14 protein-coding genes are annotated in these 15,438 nt (G+C 57.1%); 2 read left to right on the top strand and 12 right to left on the bottom strand.

Features of this window, described 5'->3' with window-relative positions; genetic code table 11:
- Positions 1–3: 3 nt before the first annotated feature.
- The 6 genes from G6N80_RS01915 to G6N80_RS01890 form a co-directional block, all read right to left on the bottom strand.
- Entirely contained in the window at positions 4–1,128 is a 1,125-nt protein-coding gene (locus G6N80_RS01915; protein WP_210300854.1) for a glycoside hydrolase family 88/105 protein, read from the bottom strand.
- Complete coding sequence (gene pglA, locus G6N80_RS01910; protein WP_246251383.1) at positions 1,125–2,636, bottom strand: polygalacturonase PglA; 1,512 nt, start codon at positions 2,634–2,636, stop codon at positions 1,125–1,127. The genes G6N80_RS01915 and pglA overlap by 4 nt, the downstream gene beginning before the upstream one ends.
- A gap of 66 nt (positions 2,637–2,702) precedes the next feature.
- Positions 2,703–3,962 carry an ABC transporter substrate-binding protein gene (locus G6N80_RS01905; protein WP_165130881.1) on the bottom strand — a complete coding sequence of 420 codons (1,260 nt, stop codon included), beginning with the start codon at positions 3,960–3,962 and terminating at the stop codon, positions 2,703–2,705.
- 22 nt (positions 3,963–3,984) lie between these two features.
- Entirely contained in the window at positions 3,985–5,100 is a 1,116-nt protein-coding gene (locus G6N80_RS01900) for an ABC transporter ATP-binding protein (RefSeq protein WP_165130879.1), read from the bottom strand.
- Positions 5,101–5,104: 4 nt separating this feature from the next.
- Positions 5,105–6,013: a carbohydrate ABC transporter permease gene (locus G6N80_RS01895; RefSeq protein ID WP_425503866.1), complete on the bottom strand. Its 909-nt coding sequence runs from the start codon at positions 6,011–6,013 to the stop codon at positions 5,105–5,107.
- A gap of 4 nt (positions 6,014–6,017) precedes the next feature.
- The gene (locus tag G6N80_RS01890; RefSeq protein WP_165130877.1) at positions 6,018–6,902 is read right to left on the bottom strand and encodes a carbohydrate ABC transporter permease; all 885 of its coding nucleotides are present in this window, start codon (positions 6,900–6,902) and stop codon (positions 6,018–6,020) included.
- Between the two features lie 325 nt (positions 6,903–7,227).
- On the opposite strand from G6N80_RS01890, the gene G6N80_RS01885 reads away from it, so the two are divergent.
- Positions 7,228–8,172 carry a helix-turn-helix transcriptional regulator gene (locus G6N80_RS01885; RefSeq protein ID WP_062556782.1) on the top strand — a complete coding sequence of 315 codons (945 nt, stop codon included), beginning with the start codon at positions 7,228–7,230 and terminating at the stop codon, positions 8,170–8,172.
- Between the two features lie 104 nt (positions 8,173–8,276).
- A complete protein-coding gene (locus G6N80_RS01880; RefSeq protein WP_165130875.1) occupies positions 8,277–10,154 on the top strand; it encodes an adenine deaminase in 1,878 nt (625 codons plus the stop codon).
- A 15-nt stretch (positions 10,155–10,169) separates the two neighbouring features.
- On the opposite strand, the gene G6N80_RS01875 is transcribed toward G6N80_RS01880, so the two are convergent.
- From G6N80_RS01875 to G6N80_RS01850, 6 genes are all read right to left on the bottom strand, one after another.
- A complete protein-coding gene (locus G6N80_RS01875) occupies positions 10,170–11,228 on the bottom strand; it encodes an ABC transporter ATP-binding protein (protein WP_165130873.1) in 1,059 nt (352 codons plus the stop codon).
- Between the two features lie 6 nt (positions 11,229–11,234).
- A complete protein-coding gene (locus G6N80_RS01870) occupies positions 11,235–12,023 on the bottom strand; it encodes an ABC transporter permease (RefSeq protein WP_210300853.1) in 789 nt (262 codons plus the stop codon).
- 2 nt (positions 12,024–12,025) lie between these two features.
- Positions 12,026–12,853: an ABC transporter permease gene (locus G6N80_RS01865; RefSeq protein ID WP_165130871.1), complete on the bottom strand. Its 828-nt coding sequence runs from the start codon at positions 12,851–12,853 to the stop codon at positions 12,026–12,028.
- A 179-nt stretch (positions 12,854–13,032) separates the two neighbouring features.
- Positions 13,033–14,040 (bottom strand): ABC transporter substrate-binding protein, encoded by a 1,008-nt coding sequence (locus G6N80_RS01860; protein ID WP_246251397.1) that lies wholly within the window; start codon positions 14,038–14,040, stop codon positions 13,033–13,035.
- A 168-nt stretch (positions 14,041–14,208) separates the two neighbouring features.
- Complete coding sequence (locus G6N80_RS01855) at positions 14,209–14,997, bottom strand: sulfite exporter TauE/SafE family protein (RefSeq protein ID WP_165130867.1); 789 nt, start codon at positions 14,995–14,997, stop codon at positions 14,209–14,211.
- A 17-nt stretch (positions 14,998–15,014) separates the two neighbouring features.
- A complete protein-coding gene (locus G6N80_RS01850) occupies positions 15,015–15,437 on the bottom strand; it encodes a YeeE/YedE family protein (protein WP_165130865.1) in 423 nt (140 codons plus the stop codon).
- Position 15,438: the final 1 nt, after the last annotated feature.

Here is a 15,438-nt window from a genome sequence, read left to right as displayed (position 1 = left end):
CGGCTATGCAGTTATCCTGTCCTGCCCTGCCATGGCATCGCCCGCGCTGACGAATTCCGAATAGGCCATCATAAGCGGTGCAACGCCCTTGATGTCGTCATCGTGCAAAACCTCGGTCAGATAGTACTCAGGCGTACCGTCCCGGTAATTGCCATCGAAACCACCAAGCCCGGCCACGCAGCAGATGTTGCCGAGAACGGTTCGGCCATCTGCGTTCTTGATCATGGCGTTGGTCATCAACCCATCCAGAGCTTTCTGACCGGTATCTGCCAAAGCGGGTGAAAGTCCGGGCAGGCGCGCAGCCTTCATGTACGCATAGGCCAGCATCGCCGTTGCGGAACTCTCTGCATAGTTGCCGGCGAGTTCCGGCTGGTCGATGACCTGCAGCCAGCGACCATCGGGAAGTTGCAGTTCCTGTAGCCGCAGCAGCAGGGACAGCAACCTGGCAGAAAGCTGATTGGTGGAAGCTCCCGGTGGCAAGGCATCGATCAGATCGACAAGCGCCATGGCCAACCAGCCAAGGGAGCGTCCCCAATGTGCGGGTGAAAGACCTGTCGCCGGATCTGCCCATTTCTGTTGCCGCGATTCGTCGTAGCCGTGGCGATAGAGATTGGCATCCTTGTCTTCAGTCAGGCGAAGAGCCGACAACATTTCGCCAAGTGCCTGCTCGGCAAGCCTGGACTGCCGGGCGGCAGCCGCATATTCCGCCTTGAATGGCAAAGCCATGTAAAGGCCGTCCAGCCAGACCTGATGCGGGTAGCGCAGCTTGTGCCAATGTGGTCCGGCCTCAATCCTGGGATGCGTTTCCAGCTGTTTCGCCAGCAGATCCGCCGCCTTGCGATAGCGATCGTCGCCGGTGCGCCCCGCAAGGTAGAGAAACGCACGACCGGGAAGCACGTTGTCGATGTTGTATTCGTCAACTGTGTAGCCAGCCAGTTCCCCGTTTGGGCGGACCTGAGCGTCTGCGAGCCGCTTCAGATGACGGAACCAACGCTCCTCGCCCGTTGCCTCGTGCAGCATGATGAGACCGCGATAAAGACAGCCGTCTTCGTAGCAGGAGGCTCCTCCCTTGTAGAGGCTGTAGTCTCGGGCATAGGCGTCGAAATAGTCAGGCAGGTTGATGTTCATGCGGAAACACTCTGCAAAGAAGGAGTCAGGACGATCCCATCACGGCGATCGAATTCGGCATTTTCGGCAATGATCCCGCCATGACGAAGGGGGATGAAGCCGCAGGCCATGTCCGGCACATCCGGTTTGGCATTCGGATCGAATGTGACCCGATAGTTCTCGATTGAAATTCCTGTCACGGGCGCTTCTGGCAGGCCATAAAATGCGGCTGCGGCAGTGCCCACGTTGTCCGCCACGACATTTCGAAGATGAATCCCGGATATCTTCGGCGTAGCATCGGTAACAGGAAGCGGCGAGCGGGATTGAACGTAATCGGATTTTCCGTCCGCGTCACAGAAGTAAAATGCGTTGATCACGAGCGGCGTTGCAACCCGGTCCATGTAGCAATCATCCAGTGAGATATTGCTCACCTGACCACCGCGTCCGCGCCGGGTCTTGATGCGTAGGCCGCGGTCGGTTTCCCGCAGAGAACATCTACGAATGATAACGTCGCGCACCGTGCCGCTCATTTCGCTTCCGATCACGACGCCGCCATGCCCGCGCTGCATATGGCAATTCTCGATGAGGATGCCTTCACAGGGTTGGTCCAGTCCACCTTTCGGATCCCTCTTGCCCGCCTTGATGGCGATACAGTCATCGCCGACGGAGAAATGAATGCCCGCCAATCTGACATCCCGGCTGCATTCCGGGTTCAAACCGTCGGTGTTGGGCGAATGGGGATCGTTGGATATGCGCAGATCCGCAGCCAGAAAGTCCCGGCAGAAGACTGGATGAACTGTCCAGGAGGGTGAATTGCATATCGTCAGACCGGTCACTTGCACATGGTCGGAATGCGAAACGAACAGCGTGCGGGGACGCCGGGCGCCATCGCGGGTTTCCTTCGGCCACGTCCACCAATCGGCCGCATCGGCGCCACCGTTGATCAGCCCGGCCCCGGTGATGTTCAGATTCTGGCAGTCGATGGCAGTAATGAGACTGGCAAAGCAGGCTTCCGCCACCCCTTCCCAGGTTCCAAGAACCCTACCATCGGCATGGCGCGCAGGCAGGATAGGATAGTGCTTCCGGTTTTCATGGCCCAGCAGAACAGCACCTTCCTCCAGAAGCAAAGTCATATTGCTCTTCAGAAACAGAGGCCCTGAGCGGAACGTACCAGCGGGAATGACAAGTGTGGCATCATTCGGAAGCGTATTGATCGCCGCCTGTATGCGTGGCGCATTATCGTCCAGTTCCGGTGATGCGCCCTCGTCGACGATGTTGACGAGCCTGCTCTCCCTACTGGTATTGATGTCGAGCTCGTCTTTGTCGCACACAAGTCGATATCGTGTCGAAGGTTGCAGGTCGTAGATCGTGAATACGGCCTGATCGGCAACTCCGGTGGCAACGGTCTCATTCTCATCGTTGATGAGACGCCAGTTCACCAATGCGGGCAGGAAAAAGTGGCTCTGTTCGGCATCAATGCTGACAGTCGCCGTGCGGGTGCTCACAGCAATCAGCGCTAGTCGCGACATGGACATGTCCTCGGAAAGCGGGAGGTTGGCCCCGCGCGGCATTCGCGCGCGAGGCCCTTGGGAGGATCAGAATTTCTTCAGAACGCCGTTCACGCCATCAATGATGGTTTCTGCGGCTTCCTTGGAATCAATCTGTCCGTAAGCATATTCTTCGAGCGCATCGAGGAAGACGGAGCGGATTTCCGGATGCTCGTTCAGCGGCGAAACGGTGGGGCCGCTGGCCTTGACGATGATGTCATGCGCCTTCAGAAGTTCCGCCTCGATCTTACCGCCATCCGTCAAGGTCTTGGCTGCAATCTTGCTGGCGGGAAGACCGCGGGATGTACCGAGGATCTTGATGGCTTCCGGCTCGTTCAGCAGGCAGTTGACGATCTGGGCAGCAGCCTTCGGATCCTTCGAACGCTTCGAGATCGAGAAGACCATGGAAGGTTTGCGGTAGACACCATCGGTCTTGGCATCACTTGCCTTCAGGATGGCGACAGGCTCCAGCTTCTGGCCCTTCAGTGGATCAGCATATTTGGAGAAGGTCGAATCCCATTCATAGGAACCGGAAATGCGCCCGTCTGCCCACTTCGGGCTTTCGAACAGGTTGAGGTTGCCTTCTGCCGCGACAGACTTCTGCGACATCACGACACCGTCCTTGACCATCTTGCCGTAGAAATCGATGGCCTTGGCCAGCTCTTCAGGCTTCCACGCAACCTTCTTCGTTGCAGGATCGACCAGATCCTTGCCCGTCGACTGTGTCGCATTCAGCGAAATCAGAAGAACCGCCGTCTCCTTGACCGCGTTCATCGGATAGGCATCAGGGCCGATCTTTTCCTTCACTGCCTTGACGGCCTTGAAGAGTTCGTCCCAAGTGGTCGGGATCGCAACGCCTGCCTTGTCGAGCGCGGTCTTGTTGAACATGAACACGCGACCCGTCGTCGATACAGACAGGCCGTTCAGCTTGCCGTTCATCGTGCCGGCAGCGAGATCATCGGCGGACCACTGGCTGAGATCGATCACATCCTTGAACTGGTTGAGATCCGCAAATCCATCACCCTTGATGGAAAAGAGTGGCAGCCATGGCCAGTTGATCTGCATGATATCGGCTTCCGTGCCGCCTGCGATCTGGGTCGTCACCTTTTCCAGATGACCATCGAAGCCGGTAAACTCGGCCGCGATCTTGTGGCCATATTTGTCGCCGCACACCTTCAGGGCTTCCTGTGTTACCTTATGTCGGCTGTCGCCACCCCACCAGGACATGCGCAGATCGGCAGCTTGGCTGACCTGCCCAAGGCTGGTGGCTGCGAAGGCCGTAGCAAGCAGAAGTTTTGTCAGTTTCATGGTCGTTCCTCCCCGAACGCGTTTAATCAAGCTTGGCTAGTGAGATGTTTTCGCCGCTCACGCGGTCGAACAAATGGATGTTTTCCGACTGCGGTGCGAGATACACCGTATCGCCGCTGATCTTGCTGCGATCGTACTGGGCAGACGGCACCACGGCGATGACCTGGGAACCCTCGACCTTCACGTAGAGATAGACCTCGTGGCCCATGAACTCGACGTGGGAAACCTTGCCCGCAAGCGTGCCGGCCTCATCTGATCCTGCCACTCGGAAGTGCTGCGGACGAACGCCAAGCGTCAGGCGCTTCGCTGCCGTCTGGCTCAGACGCGCCATGACGTCCGATCCGAGCGGAAGGCGCTGGCTGCCAATGGAAAGGGTGGAGTCAGCCAGATCGGCTTCCAGCAAGTTCATTTCAGGGCTGCCGATAAAGCCTGCGACAAAGGCATTGGCCGGGCGATTGTATAGCGTGACGGGGTCGGCCACCTGCATGATGCGGCCTTCCTTCATCACGCAAATGCGGTCGCCCATGGTCATGGCTTCCGTCTGGTCGTGGGTCACATAGACGACGGTGGATTGCAGACCGTCTGCTTTCAGCTGCTTGTGAAGATCGGTGATGCGAACGCGCATCGAGGCGCGAAGTTTCGCATCAAGGTTGGATAGCGGTTCGTCGAACAGGAAGACCTGCGGCTTCTTGATGAGCGCACGCCCCACTGCCACGCGCTGCGCCTGCCCGCCGGAAAGCTGCTTCGGCAGGCGTTCCAAATAATCCCCGATTTCGAGAATGTTGGACACGTCGCGGGTCGCCTGCTCGATCTCATCCTTCGGACGACGTTTCAGGCGCAGACCGAAGGAAAGGTTTTTCCGGACCTTCATATGCGGATAGAGCGCATAATTCTGGAACACCATGGCAATGCCACGCTCGCCGGGAGCCTTGTCGTTGACGAGGTTGTCGCCGATACGGATTTCTCCGCCCGTGACCCGCTCGAGACCTGCGATCATGCGCAAGGTCGTGGACTTGGCGCAACCAGATGGCCCGACCAGAACCATGAACTCGCCGTCATTCACATCGAGGTTGATCCCATGCACGGCTTTGAAGCCGCCATAGTCCTTTTCCAGATTTCTAAGCTGCAAGCGAGCCATCGTCTTATCCTTTCACGCCACCGGCGGAGATGCCTTCGATGAAGTATTTCTGGGCCACGAAGAACACGATCAGCGCAGGCATGATGGTGAGCACGGACATGGCCAGGATGCGGTTCCACTCGAAGGCTTCGGTGGTATCGATCGAGAGTTTGAGCGCCAGCGAGACAGGAAATTTGTCGACCGACGAGATGTAGATGAGCGGGCCGAGGAAATCGTTCATCGTCCACATGAACTGGAACAGGCAGACCGAGATCAGGGCGGGCGTCAAAAGCGGCACCACGATGAACAGCAGAACCTGCCAGGTGGAGGCGCCATCAACACGGGCGGCCTCTTCCATGTCGCGCGGAATGGCGCGCAGGAACTGCACCAGCATGAAGACGAAGAATGCATCCCCCGCAAACGCAGACGGAACCCAGAGCGGCAGGAAGCTGTCGAGCCAACCCAGATCCCGGAACAGGAGATACTGCGGAATGCGGGTCACGACGTTTGGCAAGAGCAGCGTCGCGATCAGGGACGCGAACAGGATCTTCTTCCCCGGAAAATCAAAGCGGGCGAAACCGTAGGCCACGGCGGTGCAGGAGATGGCCGTGCCGATGATCTTCGGAATGACGATCAGGAACGTGTTCCAGAAAAAGCGACCGAACGTGTAGGGCGTCGAGGTTTGCCAACCGTTGACGTAACCGGCGACCGTACCCTCGTGCGGAATGAAGCCTGCGCCCGCAAAGATTTCCGAGTTGGGTTTGAACGACGCCCCGATCAGCCAGATCAGCGGATAGAGCATGACCAGACCAACGGAAAACAGCACACCATAGCGAAGAGTGGCGCTGATGATCCGGCGGCGACGCTGCGCCTTCAAGATCTGCTCCGCTTCGCGATCAACGGAGAGTGGAGTGGAAAGTGCGTGATCTGTCACGGGATCAGCTCCTCTTGTCGCCGGCGTAGTAGACCCAATGGCGCGAAGACCAGAAGGCGATGACGGTCAGGACCATGATGATGGCAAAGAGAACCCAAGCAATTGCGGAGGCATAGCCCATATCGAACCGCTTGAAGGCCTCCTCATAAATGTACAGAGGCAGGAGGTAGGTGGACTTCAGCGGACCGCCCTGCGTGATGATGTAAGGCCCGTTGAACTCCTGGAAGGCCTGAACCATCTGCATGATCAGGTTGAAGAAGATGACCGGCGTGATCAGCGGCATGGTGATGTGCCAGAAGGTGGCGAATTTGCCCGCGCCGTCAATGGAGGCTGCCTCGTAGAGAGACTTGTCGATGCTCTGCAAAGCCGCGAGGAAGATCACCATGGCCGAGCCAAACTGCCAAAGCCGCAAAAGCGTGATGGTGAACAGCGCATTGGTTGGATCGCCGAACCAGTTCACCGGCTCGAAGCCGATGGCAGCCAGGCCCATGTTCACGATGCCGACATCCGCAAACAGATAGCGCCACATGACCGCAATGGCGATCGATCCACCGAGAATGGAAGGTACGTAGAAGGCGGTCCGGAAGAAGTTGATGAACTTCAGCTTGTAATTCAGGATGACCGCAATGAAGAGCGCGAAAGCCAGCTTCAGCGGAACCGTCGTGAACACATAGACCAGCGTAACCCACAGCGACTTACGGAATGTGCGATCGCTGGTAAACAGCTTCACGTAGTTCTCGATACCGGTAAAGACCGGAGCGCTCATCAGGTTGTAATCGGTGAAGCTGAGATAGAACGACGCTGCAAATGGCAGTGCCGTAAACACCATCAACCCGATGATGTAGGGCGCCAGGTAGACCAACCCCAGGAAACGGCTATCCCCGCTCATGCCCAACCTCCGCATTTCCTGCGGCCGAAGAACATGTCATACAGGTATAGGTAGCCGGCATTCGGCATTTGCTGCACCGGACCAGCATCAGAAATGGGTCTGAAGGCGCTTACGCAGTTAGCCGGACGATGAATAATCTTATAGTCTGAAATCTGCATCTAAAGTCGTCGGTAAAATCCTATCCCCTCAGCGAAAATTCCCCTGATTGGTACGATCTTGACCCGCTCCTCCCATTGAACAGGCGATAGAGCTATGCAACTCCATCAGTTGGGCGTAATATCCTTGTCATACGAGTTGAAGAGAATAGAGGCTTCAGGACAAAAAGATGGATAAAAACGAACATGGGCCTTTGGGCGCAATTCCGGTTCATGCCCTGACTCTGAAGCTAACCCGTTCTACGATCAAGATGTTGCACTCACCCAGCTGGATGATCGACAAATCGAATAGCGTTCACGATCTTATCATATGTCTTACAGGATCAGCGACCTATGCTATTGGAGATGAGGTTATCGAAATACGGCCGGGAATGGCTCTGCTGATCGATGCCAACACCCGTTTTATCGGCCGGTCCACATCGTCCGAACTTTATACGGGTGCTGCACAGCACTTCACGCTGGATGTATTCGGTCGGATGGACATGATTCAGCAGATGGAACTGCGGCGCGCGGTGCATCTGCCCCGCTGGGACATGCTGGAACCACTCGTCAGGCATTATCGAGAGACCGCACCCTTGTCATCCACAACGCTTGCACAGCATCACATGTTCATGGTGTTCCTGATTGCCTATATCGAGGCGGCGTTCCTGGGGTGGCGTCAGCAGGTAGAAGCGACCGTCGACAATCCCGATGCTCTGTCACTTGCGGTCATGGTCGCTGCCAGCCGCATCGCTGCCGAACCGCTCAACAACGAGATCGTGGACCTCGTCCTGGCGTCCATCCCCTATAATGTGGATTACTTCCGCCGCATTTTCAGACGACAGGTGGGTCTGACGCCGACAAAATATCAGGAATTCAAAAGGATGGAGCGCGCGATGGGCCTGCTGGCAGCAGGCCGTTCGGTGAAGCAGACGGCGGAAATGGTGGGCTATCTCGATAGCTATTACTTCTCCCGCATGTTCAAGCACTATATTGGCGTTTCCCCTGCGGGCTACAAGGAGGCCGAAAAGCGACACCGGGATGGACACTTTCCCCGCGGGGAAGAGGACGGTCAGGTTGTTTATCCGATTATCCGCCGCATCGAAGAAGACGGAAAAGAAGCCGTCGCGCTATGAGATCCACCGGCCAATTTCACAGTTGCCGCTATTCGGTGAAGCATCTATTCCATTGAACTGATTTAGTTTCCTTCAGTACTCGCATCCAGCGAGGGAGTTCCCCGATGACCAGCACGTCCCACCGCCACTCCTTGGACATCAACCCGAGTTCAGCGGCAGAGGTGGCCATCCGTCAGGAGTTGACGCTCGTTGCACTGGGCAAGCAACCCGCAGATACCGCCTTGCGGGTGGGTCGTCTTTTGGATGTGGCGACGCGCACCTGGAGCATGGATCAGGAGATTGTCATCAAAGGGCGCCGCATCGCCTATGTCGGTCCGGCAGGAAGCTATACGGGCCAGATCGAAAGGCGCGTCCATGAACCGGATCTGGCAGCAATCCCTGGTCTGGGCGAGGTCCACAAGCATATCGAAAGCTCGCATCTGACACCGGAATACGAGGCAGCACTTGTGCTCCCCCGTGGCAACACCTGGACTTGCGAGGCGAGCCACGAGTTTTCCAATGTGAATGGCGCGAAGACGCTGGAATTCTGGCTGAAGGCACGCGAGGCCGGATCGCCGCTCAAAATCTTCCCACTGCCCGGCTCTGCCGTACCGCCGACAGGCTACGAGCATGGTGGCGGCTTTCTTGGTTATGACGAGCAGAAGGCCTTTCTCAAGGAGAGCCTCATGGTTGCCGGTCTTGACGAGGTCATGGACTGGCCCGCCGTCTGGAATCGCGACAACCCCTCCTATGACCGACTTTGGGGGATGATCCGCGCCACATTCGAGCAGCGCGGCGTCGTGGAAGGACATGCCGCAGGCATTCGCGATCTTCCGACCATCAATGCCTTTGCCGCCGCAGGGCTTTCGTCAGATCATGAAGCGTGGACGTTCGAAGAGTTCTGGGACAAACTCACCCATGGACTGTTCATGGAATTGCGTCCTCACAGCCTGCCGGATGTCATCAAGGGTCTCCTGCAAAAGGGCCTTCAGGACTGGTCGCAGATCGCCTTCACCACGGACGATCGCAGCGCATCCGACACACTGAAAATGGGCGCGACCGACTATAACGTCCGTCTCGCCATCGAGTCGGGACTTGCACCAGAGATCGCCATCCAATGCGCCACCATCAATCCTGCCCGTCATATGCGCCTCACACCCTGGGTCGGATCGATCGCGCCGGGACGTTACGCTGATATCGTCCTCTTGTCTGATGTACAGCGGCTGGAGATCGCAAAAGTCTGGGCAGATGGGCAGCACGTATCCGAGGGCAAGAGCTATCTGCTCGATGTTCCCAGGATTGACTGGCCGGAATGGGCAACGAAGACAATCAATATTGGACGCGACCTCACCGCTGCGGATTTCGCCATCCAGGCTGAGCCGGGTCGAGAAACCATGAAGGCCGCGGTCCTTCGCCCGTTTCATTGGGATGACGATTTTCTGACATTCGAGCTGCCGGTCGTGGATGGGCAGGTCCAGCGGGATGAAGCGCGCAACATTACCAAGTTTTCGGTCATCGATCGCTTTTCGGGTAAGGGCGCCGTCTCAAAAATGTTCTGGATCGGTTGCGGACCGCGCACGCCGAATACGGCTCTTGCCTGCTCCATGGCACATGACAAGCACAATATCTGGTGCGTCGGCTCTTCCGATGAAGCCATGGCGAAGGCCGTGAACGCCATTGCCGCCAACGACGGTGGTTGGGCGCTTGTCAGAGGCGGAGACGTGGTCGCGACTGTTCGCTACGAAGTAGCGGGACTGATGACGTGCCGCCCGCCAGAAGAATTGCATGAGGAGATGCAGACGCTTTATGCGGAAGGCGAAAAAATCGACTGGATGTATGAGCCGACCTTCAGCCCGCGCTGGTTTCCCGGCTTTCCGGAGCGACTCGCCTTTGCGACACTGACTTGTGCACCTTGGCGCTGGGTACTCGTTGCGCCAAGCAATTACGCTCCGCAGGGGCTCGTCAACGTTCAGACAGGACAGGTGCAGCCGGTCGTCTTCTGACCGGCTGATTGAAGGTCACACGTCAGCGGGTAGAATGCAGCACTGCTCCGGCACTGGAGAGAGAACGGCGCGATCCCCCGTCCCCAGCGGTTCGCTGAGAGAGCCATTACCGAGATAGCTCTGCCCCTCGGCTGTGCACTGGTACTGATAGGCGCGGCCAAGATAGGTGCGGATTCCGAGAGTTACCGGAATCCCGTTCCCGTCTCGTGCAACGGCCAGCCCATCCGGTCGCGCAGCCAGAATGAAGCGATCCGGTATTGCACCGAGACGTTCCTGCGAAAGCTGAAGGAGTGCGCCGTCCTTGGTACGGGCCGTGACTGTTTCGCCGAGACGCTCAACGACGGTCATGTCGATCAAATTTTCAAACCCGACGAACCGCGCGACGAAACTATTGGCAGGCCGCTGGTATAGCACTTCCGGCGTATCAAGCTGCATGATGCGACCAGCATTCATGATCGCAACACGGTCGGAAATCGAAAAGGCCTCTTCCTGATCATGCGTGACATAAAGCGAGGTCGTGCCGTTTGCCCGTTGCAGGCGGCGGATCTCGACCCGCATGTCGACGCGCAACTTGGCGTCCAGGTTGGAGAGTGGCTCATCGAACATCAGCAGAGGCGGCTCGATGACGAGAGCACGAGCCAGCGCGACGCGCTGCTTCTGACCGCCAGACAAGGCAGCGGGCATGCGGTCTGCGAAGCTTGAAAGACCGACGCGCTCTAGCATGCGGTCTGCGCGCTTTTTCCGCTCCGCCGCGTCAACTCCCCGCTGCTTCAAGCCGAAGGCAACGTTATCGCGCACAGAAAGATGCGGGAACAGGGCGTAATTTTGAAACACCAGACCGATATCGCGCTGATGCGCGGGAAGGCGTGTGAGATCCCGGTCGCCGAGGCGAATCGTCCCACTACTTGGCTGGAGAAACCCAGCCACAAGCCGCAATGTCGTGGTCTTGCCGCATCCGCTGGCGCCCAGAAGAGACACGAGTTCACCTGCAGCCACAGCAAGCGTGAGATCCTTCAGCACCTGCGTGGAGCCGTAGTGGGCGGAAACATTTTCGAGCGTCAGAGATACGGTCACAGCGGTTCACTTTGTCAGGAAGGTAAGGCCAAGGGTGGCTTCTACAATGGCCATGACGCCAACAGTCAGCAGCATCAGCAGAACCGAAACCGAGGCGATGGTGGGGTCGAAGAACTGTTCCATATGCGCAAGAATCTGGATCGGCAGCGTGGAGACACCTGGACCGGTGAGAAACAGCGAAATCGAAACATCGTTGATCGAGGTGATGAAGGCGAGAATAAACGCGGCGACCACCCCGGCACTGATGTTGGGTAGCACAACAGTGAGGAAGGTTTTCAGCGGCGGGCACCCCAAGCTGATCGCAGCCTCCTCAATGGAGAAATCAAAAGACGCGAGGCTCGCGCCCACCACACGGACCGCATAGGGCAGCACCAGAAGCGTATGCCCCAGCAGCAGCGTGGTATAGACCGGCAATTGCAGACCGATCGTGATGTTCTTCATCAGAGAGAAGCCAAGCACAATCTCCGGGACAAGAATTGGCAGGACGAAGACGTTGGAAAGCCAGGATGGCAGGCGGATCTTGAACCTGTTCAATGCATAGGCCGCAGGAATACCGATGAGCAGCGCCAGAAATGTTCCGAGAAACGCGATCTGGAGGCTGGTGATGGCGGTGGTGCGGAACGCCTCGATCTGGAAGATATTGCTGAACCACTTCAGCGTGAAACCCTGCGGGGGAAAGGTCAGGAAAGGCGTATCGCTGACAGCGGCGCCCAGGATGATGAACAAGGGCGCGATCAAAATCAGGAAGATGAGAGACGCAATCGCGATCAGCGCGGGATGAAGCTTTGTCTGCATGATCATGCTGCCATGGGGTTCATGCGGCGCGCAAGCCGCGTCATCAGGACAACGATGGCAATCGTCACGACAACCATGATGGCGGCAACCGTTGAGGCACCAGTCCAGTCAAACGTCACCATTGCCCGCTGATAGAGGAAGGTACCCATCATCATTTGTCGCTCGCCGCCCAGAAGTTGCGGAGTGGCATAGGAGGTAAAGCTTCCTGTGAAAACGAGCACGGCGCCGATGATGAGGCCCGGCATGGCAAGCGGCAGGATGACTTGGCGGAACACCGCAAACGGCTTGGCGCCAAGCGAAGACGCGGCCTCAACCACATCCCTGGGGATACCTTCCAGGACGCCCGCAAGGGTCAGGATCATCAACGGTACGAACAGATAGACCATGGCCGCAATGACAGCGCCCTTGGTGTAGAGCATGGAAAATGGCTCTGCGATCAGGCCCAGCGAAAGAAGCGCAGAATTCAAGATTCCGTTCTTTCCGAGCAGGATCAACCACGCGAATGAACGGACAACAACGCCCGTCAACAGCGGGAAGACGGCGGCGATGATCATGATGCTCTTCAGGCGCCCCGGCATATGCGCGACCACATAGGCGGCGATAAAACCTAGAACGACGGAGATAACCGTCGTAATCAGCGAAATCTCGATCGTCCGCATCAGGACCGTGCGTCGCAGGCTGCTGTTGAAGAACGCCATGTAGGGGGCAAGCCAACCCTTGGCATCCGTCAATGTTGCAAAAAGCGTAGAACCGACAGGAAAGATCAGGAAGATCAGGACCAGCAATGTCGCGGGACCCGCCAAAAGCCAGGGGCTTAAACGTTTAACCATCTTGTTTCGAAGCCACCTGTCCGCAAGCATTCATCGGAAGCGATTTCCAGATTTCAATGGAGAATTTTCGCGGCACATACCGCATCTAGAGCGCAAGAATGCCCAAATGTTGCAATGCAATCAAGTGCGTCGGCCCGGCAAAATACCGGGCCGACGCAAATATCATCAAATATCCGCACTTACTTGCTGAAGATTTCGTTCCAGCGATCAATCCAGTCGGTTTTCGCCTGATTCAGCTTCACATAGTCCAAACGGTTCAGCTTGGAGATCATGTCTGCGCCATAGGTCCAGATCTTGGCCTGTTCCGGCGTCAGTTGCACCTTGGTAGACACCGGCGCGTCAACGCCCTGCTCTGCCTCGATCTGCTGGATTTCCTTGGAGAGAATGAAGTTGATGAACTGATAGGCCAGTTCGACATTCTCCGAGCCCTTCGGAATGTTGACGGTGTTCAGCGTCGCGATATCACCGTCCGAGAGCTGCGCCCAGGTCATGGTCGGGACCGCAGCCTTCAGCGAGGCCAGCGTGAAGTCCTGCGTCACCGCAACCTTGGCTTCACCCGTGGAAACGAGGTTCACCATTTCGGACCCGGTATTGTAGTTCTTCGCAACGTTGGCCTTCAGCTTGCCGATGGATTCGAAAGCCTTGTCCGCATCGCTGAAAGCATCAACCTTGGCATTTTTGCCAGCCTGCAGAACCACCATCGGACCAGCCGTCGTCGTGATGCCCGGAAGCGTAACGGCACCCTTCAGATCGGCGCGCCACAGATCGTTCCAAGAGGTAATCGGAGGATTGACCTTGGCACTATCGTAGACGATGCCAACACGACCAATGGTATAGGCTGGGCCGTAACCGCCTTGCGGGTTCTTGGCGATGTCATAGAGATCGGCCAGGTTCGGCAGCTTCGCCGGATCAACCTTCTGGAAGAGGCCTTCGGCGATCCCAATCTGCGAGAAACTGTCGGTCAGGTAAATGACATCAACGCCCTTTCCATCGCGAAGCTTCAGCTTGTTGAGGCGATCAGCGTTATTGCCCGTCTCGAAGACGATGTCGCAGCCGCAGATCTTCTTGAACGGCTCGATGATGTTGGCGTTCAGCTTGTCGCCGTTATAGCCCCACCATGAAATGGTCAGGGTCTTGGCCTGTGCGGCCGCACCAAAAGTGCCGGCCATGACAATACCAAGCGCCATCGCAGAAGCGCGCAGGCGGTTCGAATAGGTCATCTTGTTGTTCCTTCTCTGGGGAGGTCGGGTGAACCAAGCGTGCTCAAGGCCCACCGCTCGCTAAAGCATACCGACAGATTCCGGAACATTTCAAGCCAGAGAATCAAAGACCTTATAGTTCAACCTGGAAGGGTATCATGCAAGAATCTCCCAGAAGCCACGATAAAGCATGTAAAGAGCAACGGCGAAAATCAATCCGGCAAAGAGGGTATTCAGAGTTCCCTTTTTTGTAGACAGATGATCGGCAACGACCCCACCCGCTAGCCCGCCCGCGATGCCGCCCGCAATGAAAATTCCTGCAAGCGCCCAATCCACATAACCCGAAATCGCATAATTCAGCGCGGTCGTGAGTCCGAAGGCCGTGACAGCCACAAGGGAAGAACCAATTGCGAACAGAATAGGCATGCCCGTGGAAGCAATAAGCCCCGGGACAATCAAAAAGCCTCCGCCGATGCCGAAGAAACCGGAGAAAATTCCCGTCATTCCGCCAAAACCGGCGACTTTGGAAACGTTCTCTCTCGAACATTGGGCACCCGGGTTCCCTTCCGATCCCCGTTTCCGGAACATGAGAACACCCACGAAAATCATCAGGAAAGCGAATAGCATCAGCAGCTTTTGACCATCGACCAGCTTGCCGATACTAGAGCCGATCAAGGCTCCCAGAATACCGGCCACGCTGTACACACCGGCGCAACGCCATTTCACATGACCGGCGCGTGCGTGGCCCAACAAGTTTGTGAACGCATTCGCAGAGACGGCAAAGGCGCTGGTACCGATTGCCATGTGCGCATTTGGGACCCCAACCAGATAAACCATAAGTGGAACCGCAAGGATCGACCCCCCGCCCCCGAAGAGACCAAGGGTAAAGCCAACCAGTACGCCTGAGAGCCCGCCGAGCCCGTATTGCATCGGATCAAGAACCATGGTGAAAGCTCCCTGACCTAAGCAAAACGGTTCTGGAACAGGCGATGGATCGCCATACCACCGATCATCGCGGCGACGAACAGAACGATTTCCCATCTGCCAAGAGCAAGACCGGCGAAAGCCGGCCCTGGGCACAAGCCCACGAGACCCCAGCCCAGTCCGAAAAGGGCAGAGCCCGCGATCAACTTACGGTCCGGATTTCGATTCTCAGGAACATGAAATGAAGTATCGAACACGGGGATTTGGCGGCGAGCCTTGATGCGATACGCGATCGCCGACGGAATCAAGGCACCTCCCATGACGAAAGCGAGAGACGGATCCCAATCACCGGCAACATCGAGAAAGGCAAGGACACGCGCCGGATTGATCATATCCGAGATAACCAGGCCGATTCCGAAAAGGATACCCGCAACGACTGCGACGATAACCCGAGCATTCATG

It is taken from the genome of Rhizobium rhizoryzae, assembly GCF_011046895.1.
Taxonomy (GTDB): Bacteria; Pseudomonadota; Alphaproteobacteria; order Rhizobiales; family Rhizobiaceae; genus Neorhizobium; species Neorhizobium rhizoryzae.
Note: the sequence above shows the minus strand (reverse complement) of the source record. Positions and strands in the feature narration are given on the sequence as shown.

Coding starts and splice junctions, on each gene's coding strand:
- G6N80_RS01915 (WP_210300854.1), bottom strand. CDS start 1,128: ATGAACATCAACCTGCCTGACTATTTCGACGCCTATGCCCGAGACTAC.
- pglA (WP_246251383.1), bottom strand. CDS start 2,636: ATGTCGCGACTAGCGCTGATTGCTGTGAGCACCCGCACGGCGACTGTC.
- G6N80_RS01905 (WP_165130881.1), bottom strand. CDS start 3,962: ATGAAACTGACAAAACTTCTGCTTGCTACGGCCTTCGCAGCCACCAGC.
- G6N80_RS01900 (WP_165130879.1), bottom strand. CDS start 5,100: ATGGCTCGCTTGCAGCTTAGAAATCTGGAAAAGGACTATGGCGGCTTC.
- G6N80_RS01890 (WP_165130877.1), bottom strand. CDS start 6,902: ATGAGCGGGGATAGCCGTTTCCTGGGGTTGGTCTACCTGGCGCCCTAC.
- G6N80_RS01885 (WP_062556782.1), top strand. CDS start 7,228: ATGGATAAAAACGAACATGGGCCTTTGGGCGCAATTCCGGTTCATGCC.
- G6N80_RS01880 (WP_165130875.1), top strand. CDS start 8,277: ATGACCAGCACGTCCCACCGCCACTCCTTGGACATCAACCCGAGTTCA.
- G6N80_RS01870 (WP_210300853.1), bottom strand. CDS start 12,023: ATGCAGACAAAGCTTCATCCCGCGCTGATCGCGATTGCGTCTCTCATC.
- G6N80_RS01865 (WP_165130871.1), bottom strand. CDS start 12,853: ATGGTTAAACGTTTAAGCCCCTGGCTTTTGGCGGGTCCCGCGACATTG.
- G6N80_RS01860 (WP_246251397.1), bottom strand. CDS start 14,040: ATGGCGCTTGGTATTGTCATGGCCGGCACTTTTGGTGCGGCCGCACAG.
- G6N80_RS01855 (WP_165130867.1), bottom strand. CDS start 14,997: ATGGTTCTTGATCCGATGCAATACGGGCTCGGCGGGCTCTCAGGCGTA.
- G6N80_RS01850 (WP_165130865.1), bottom strand. CDS start 15,437: ATGAATGCTCGGGTTATCGTCGCAGTCGTTGCGGGTATCCTTTTCGGA.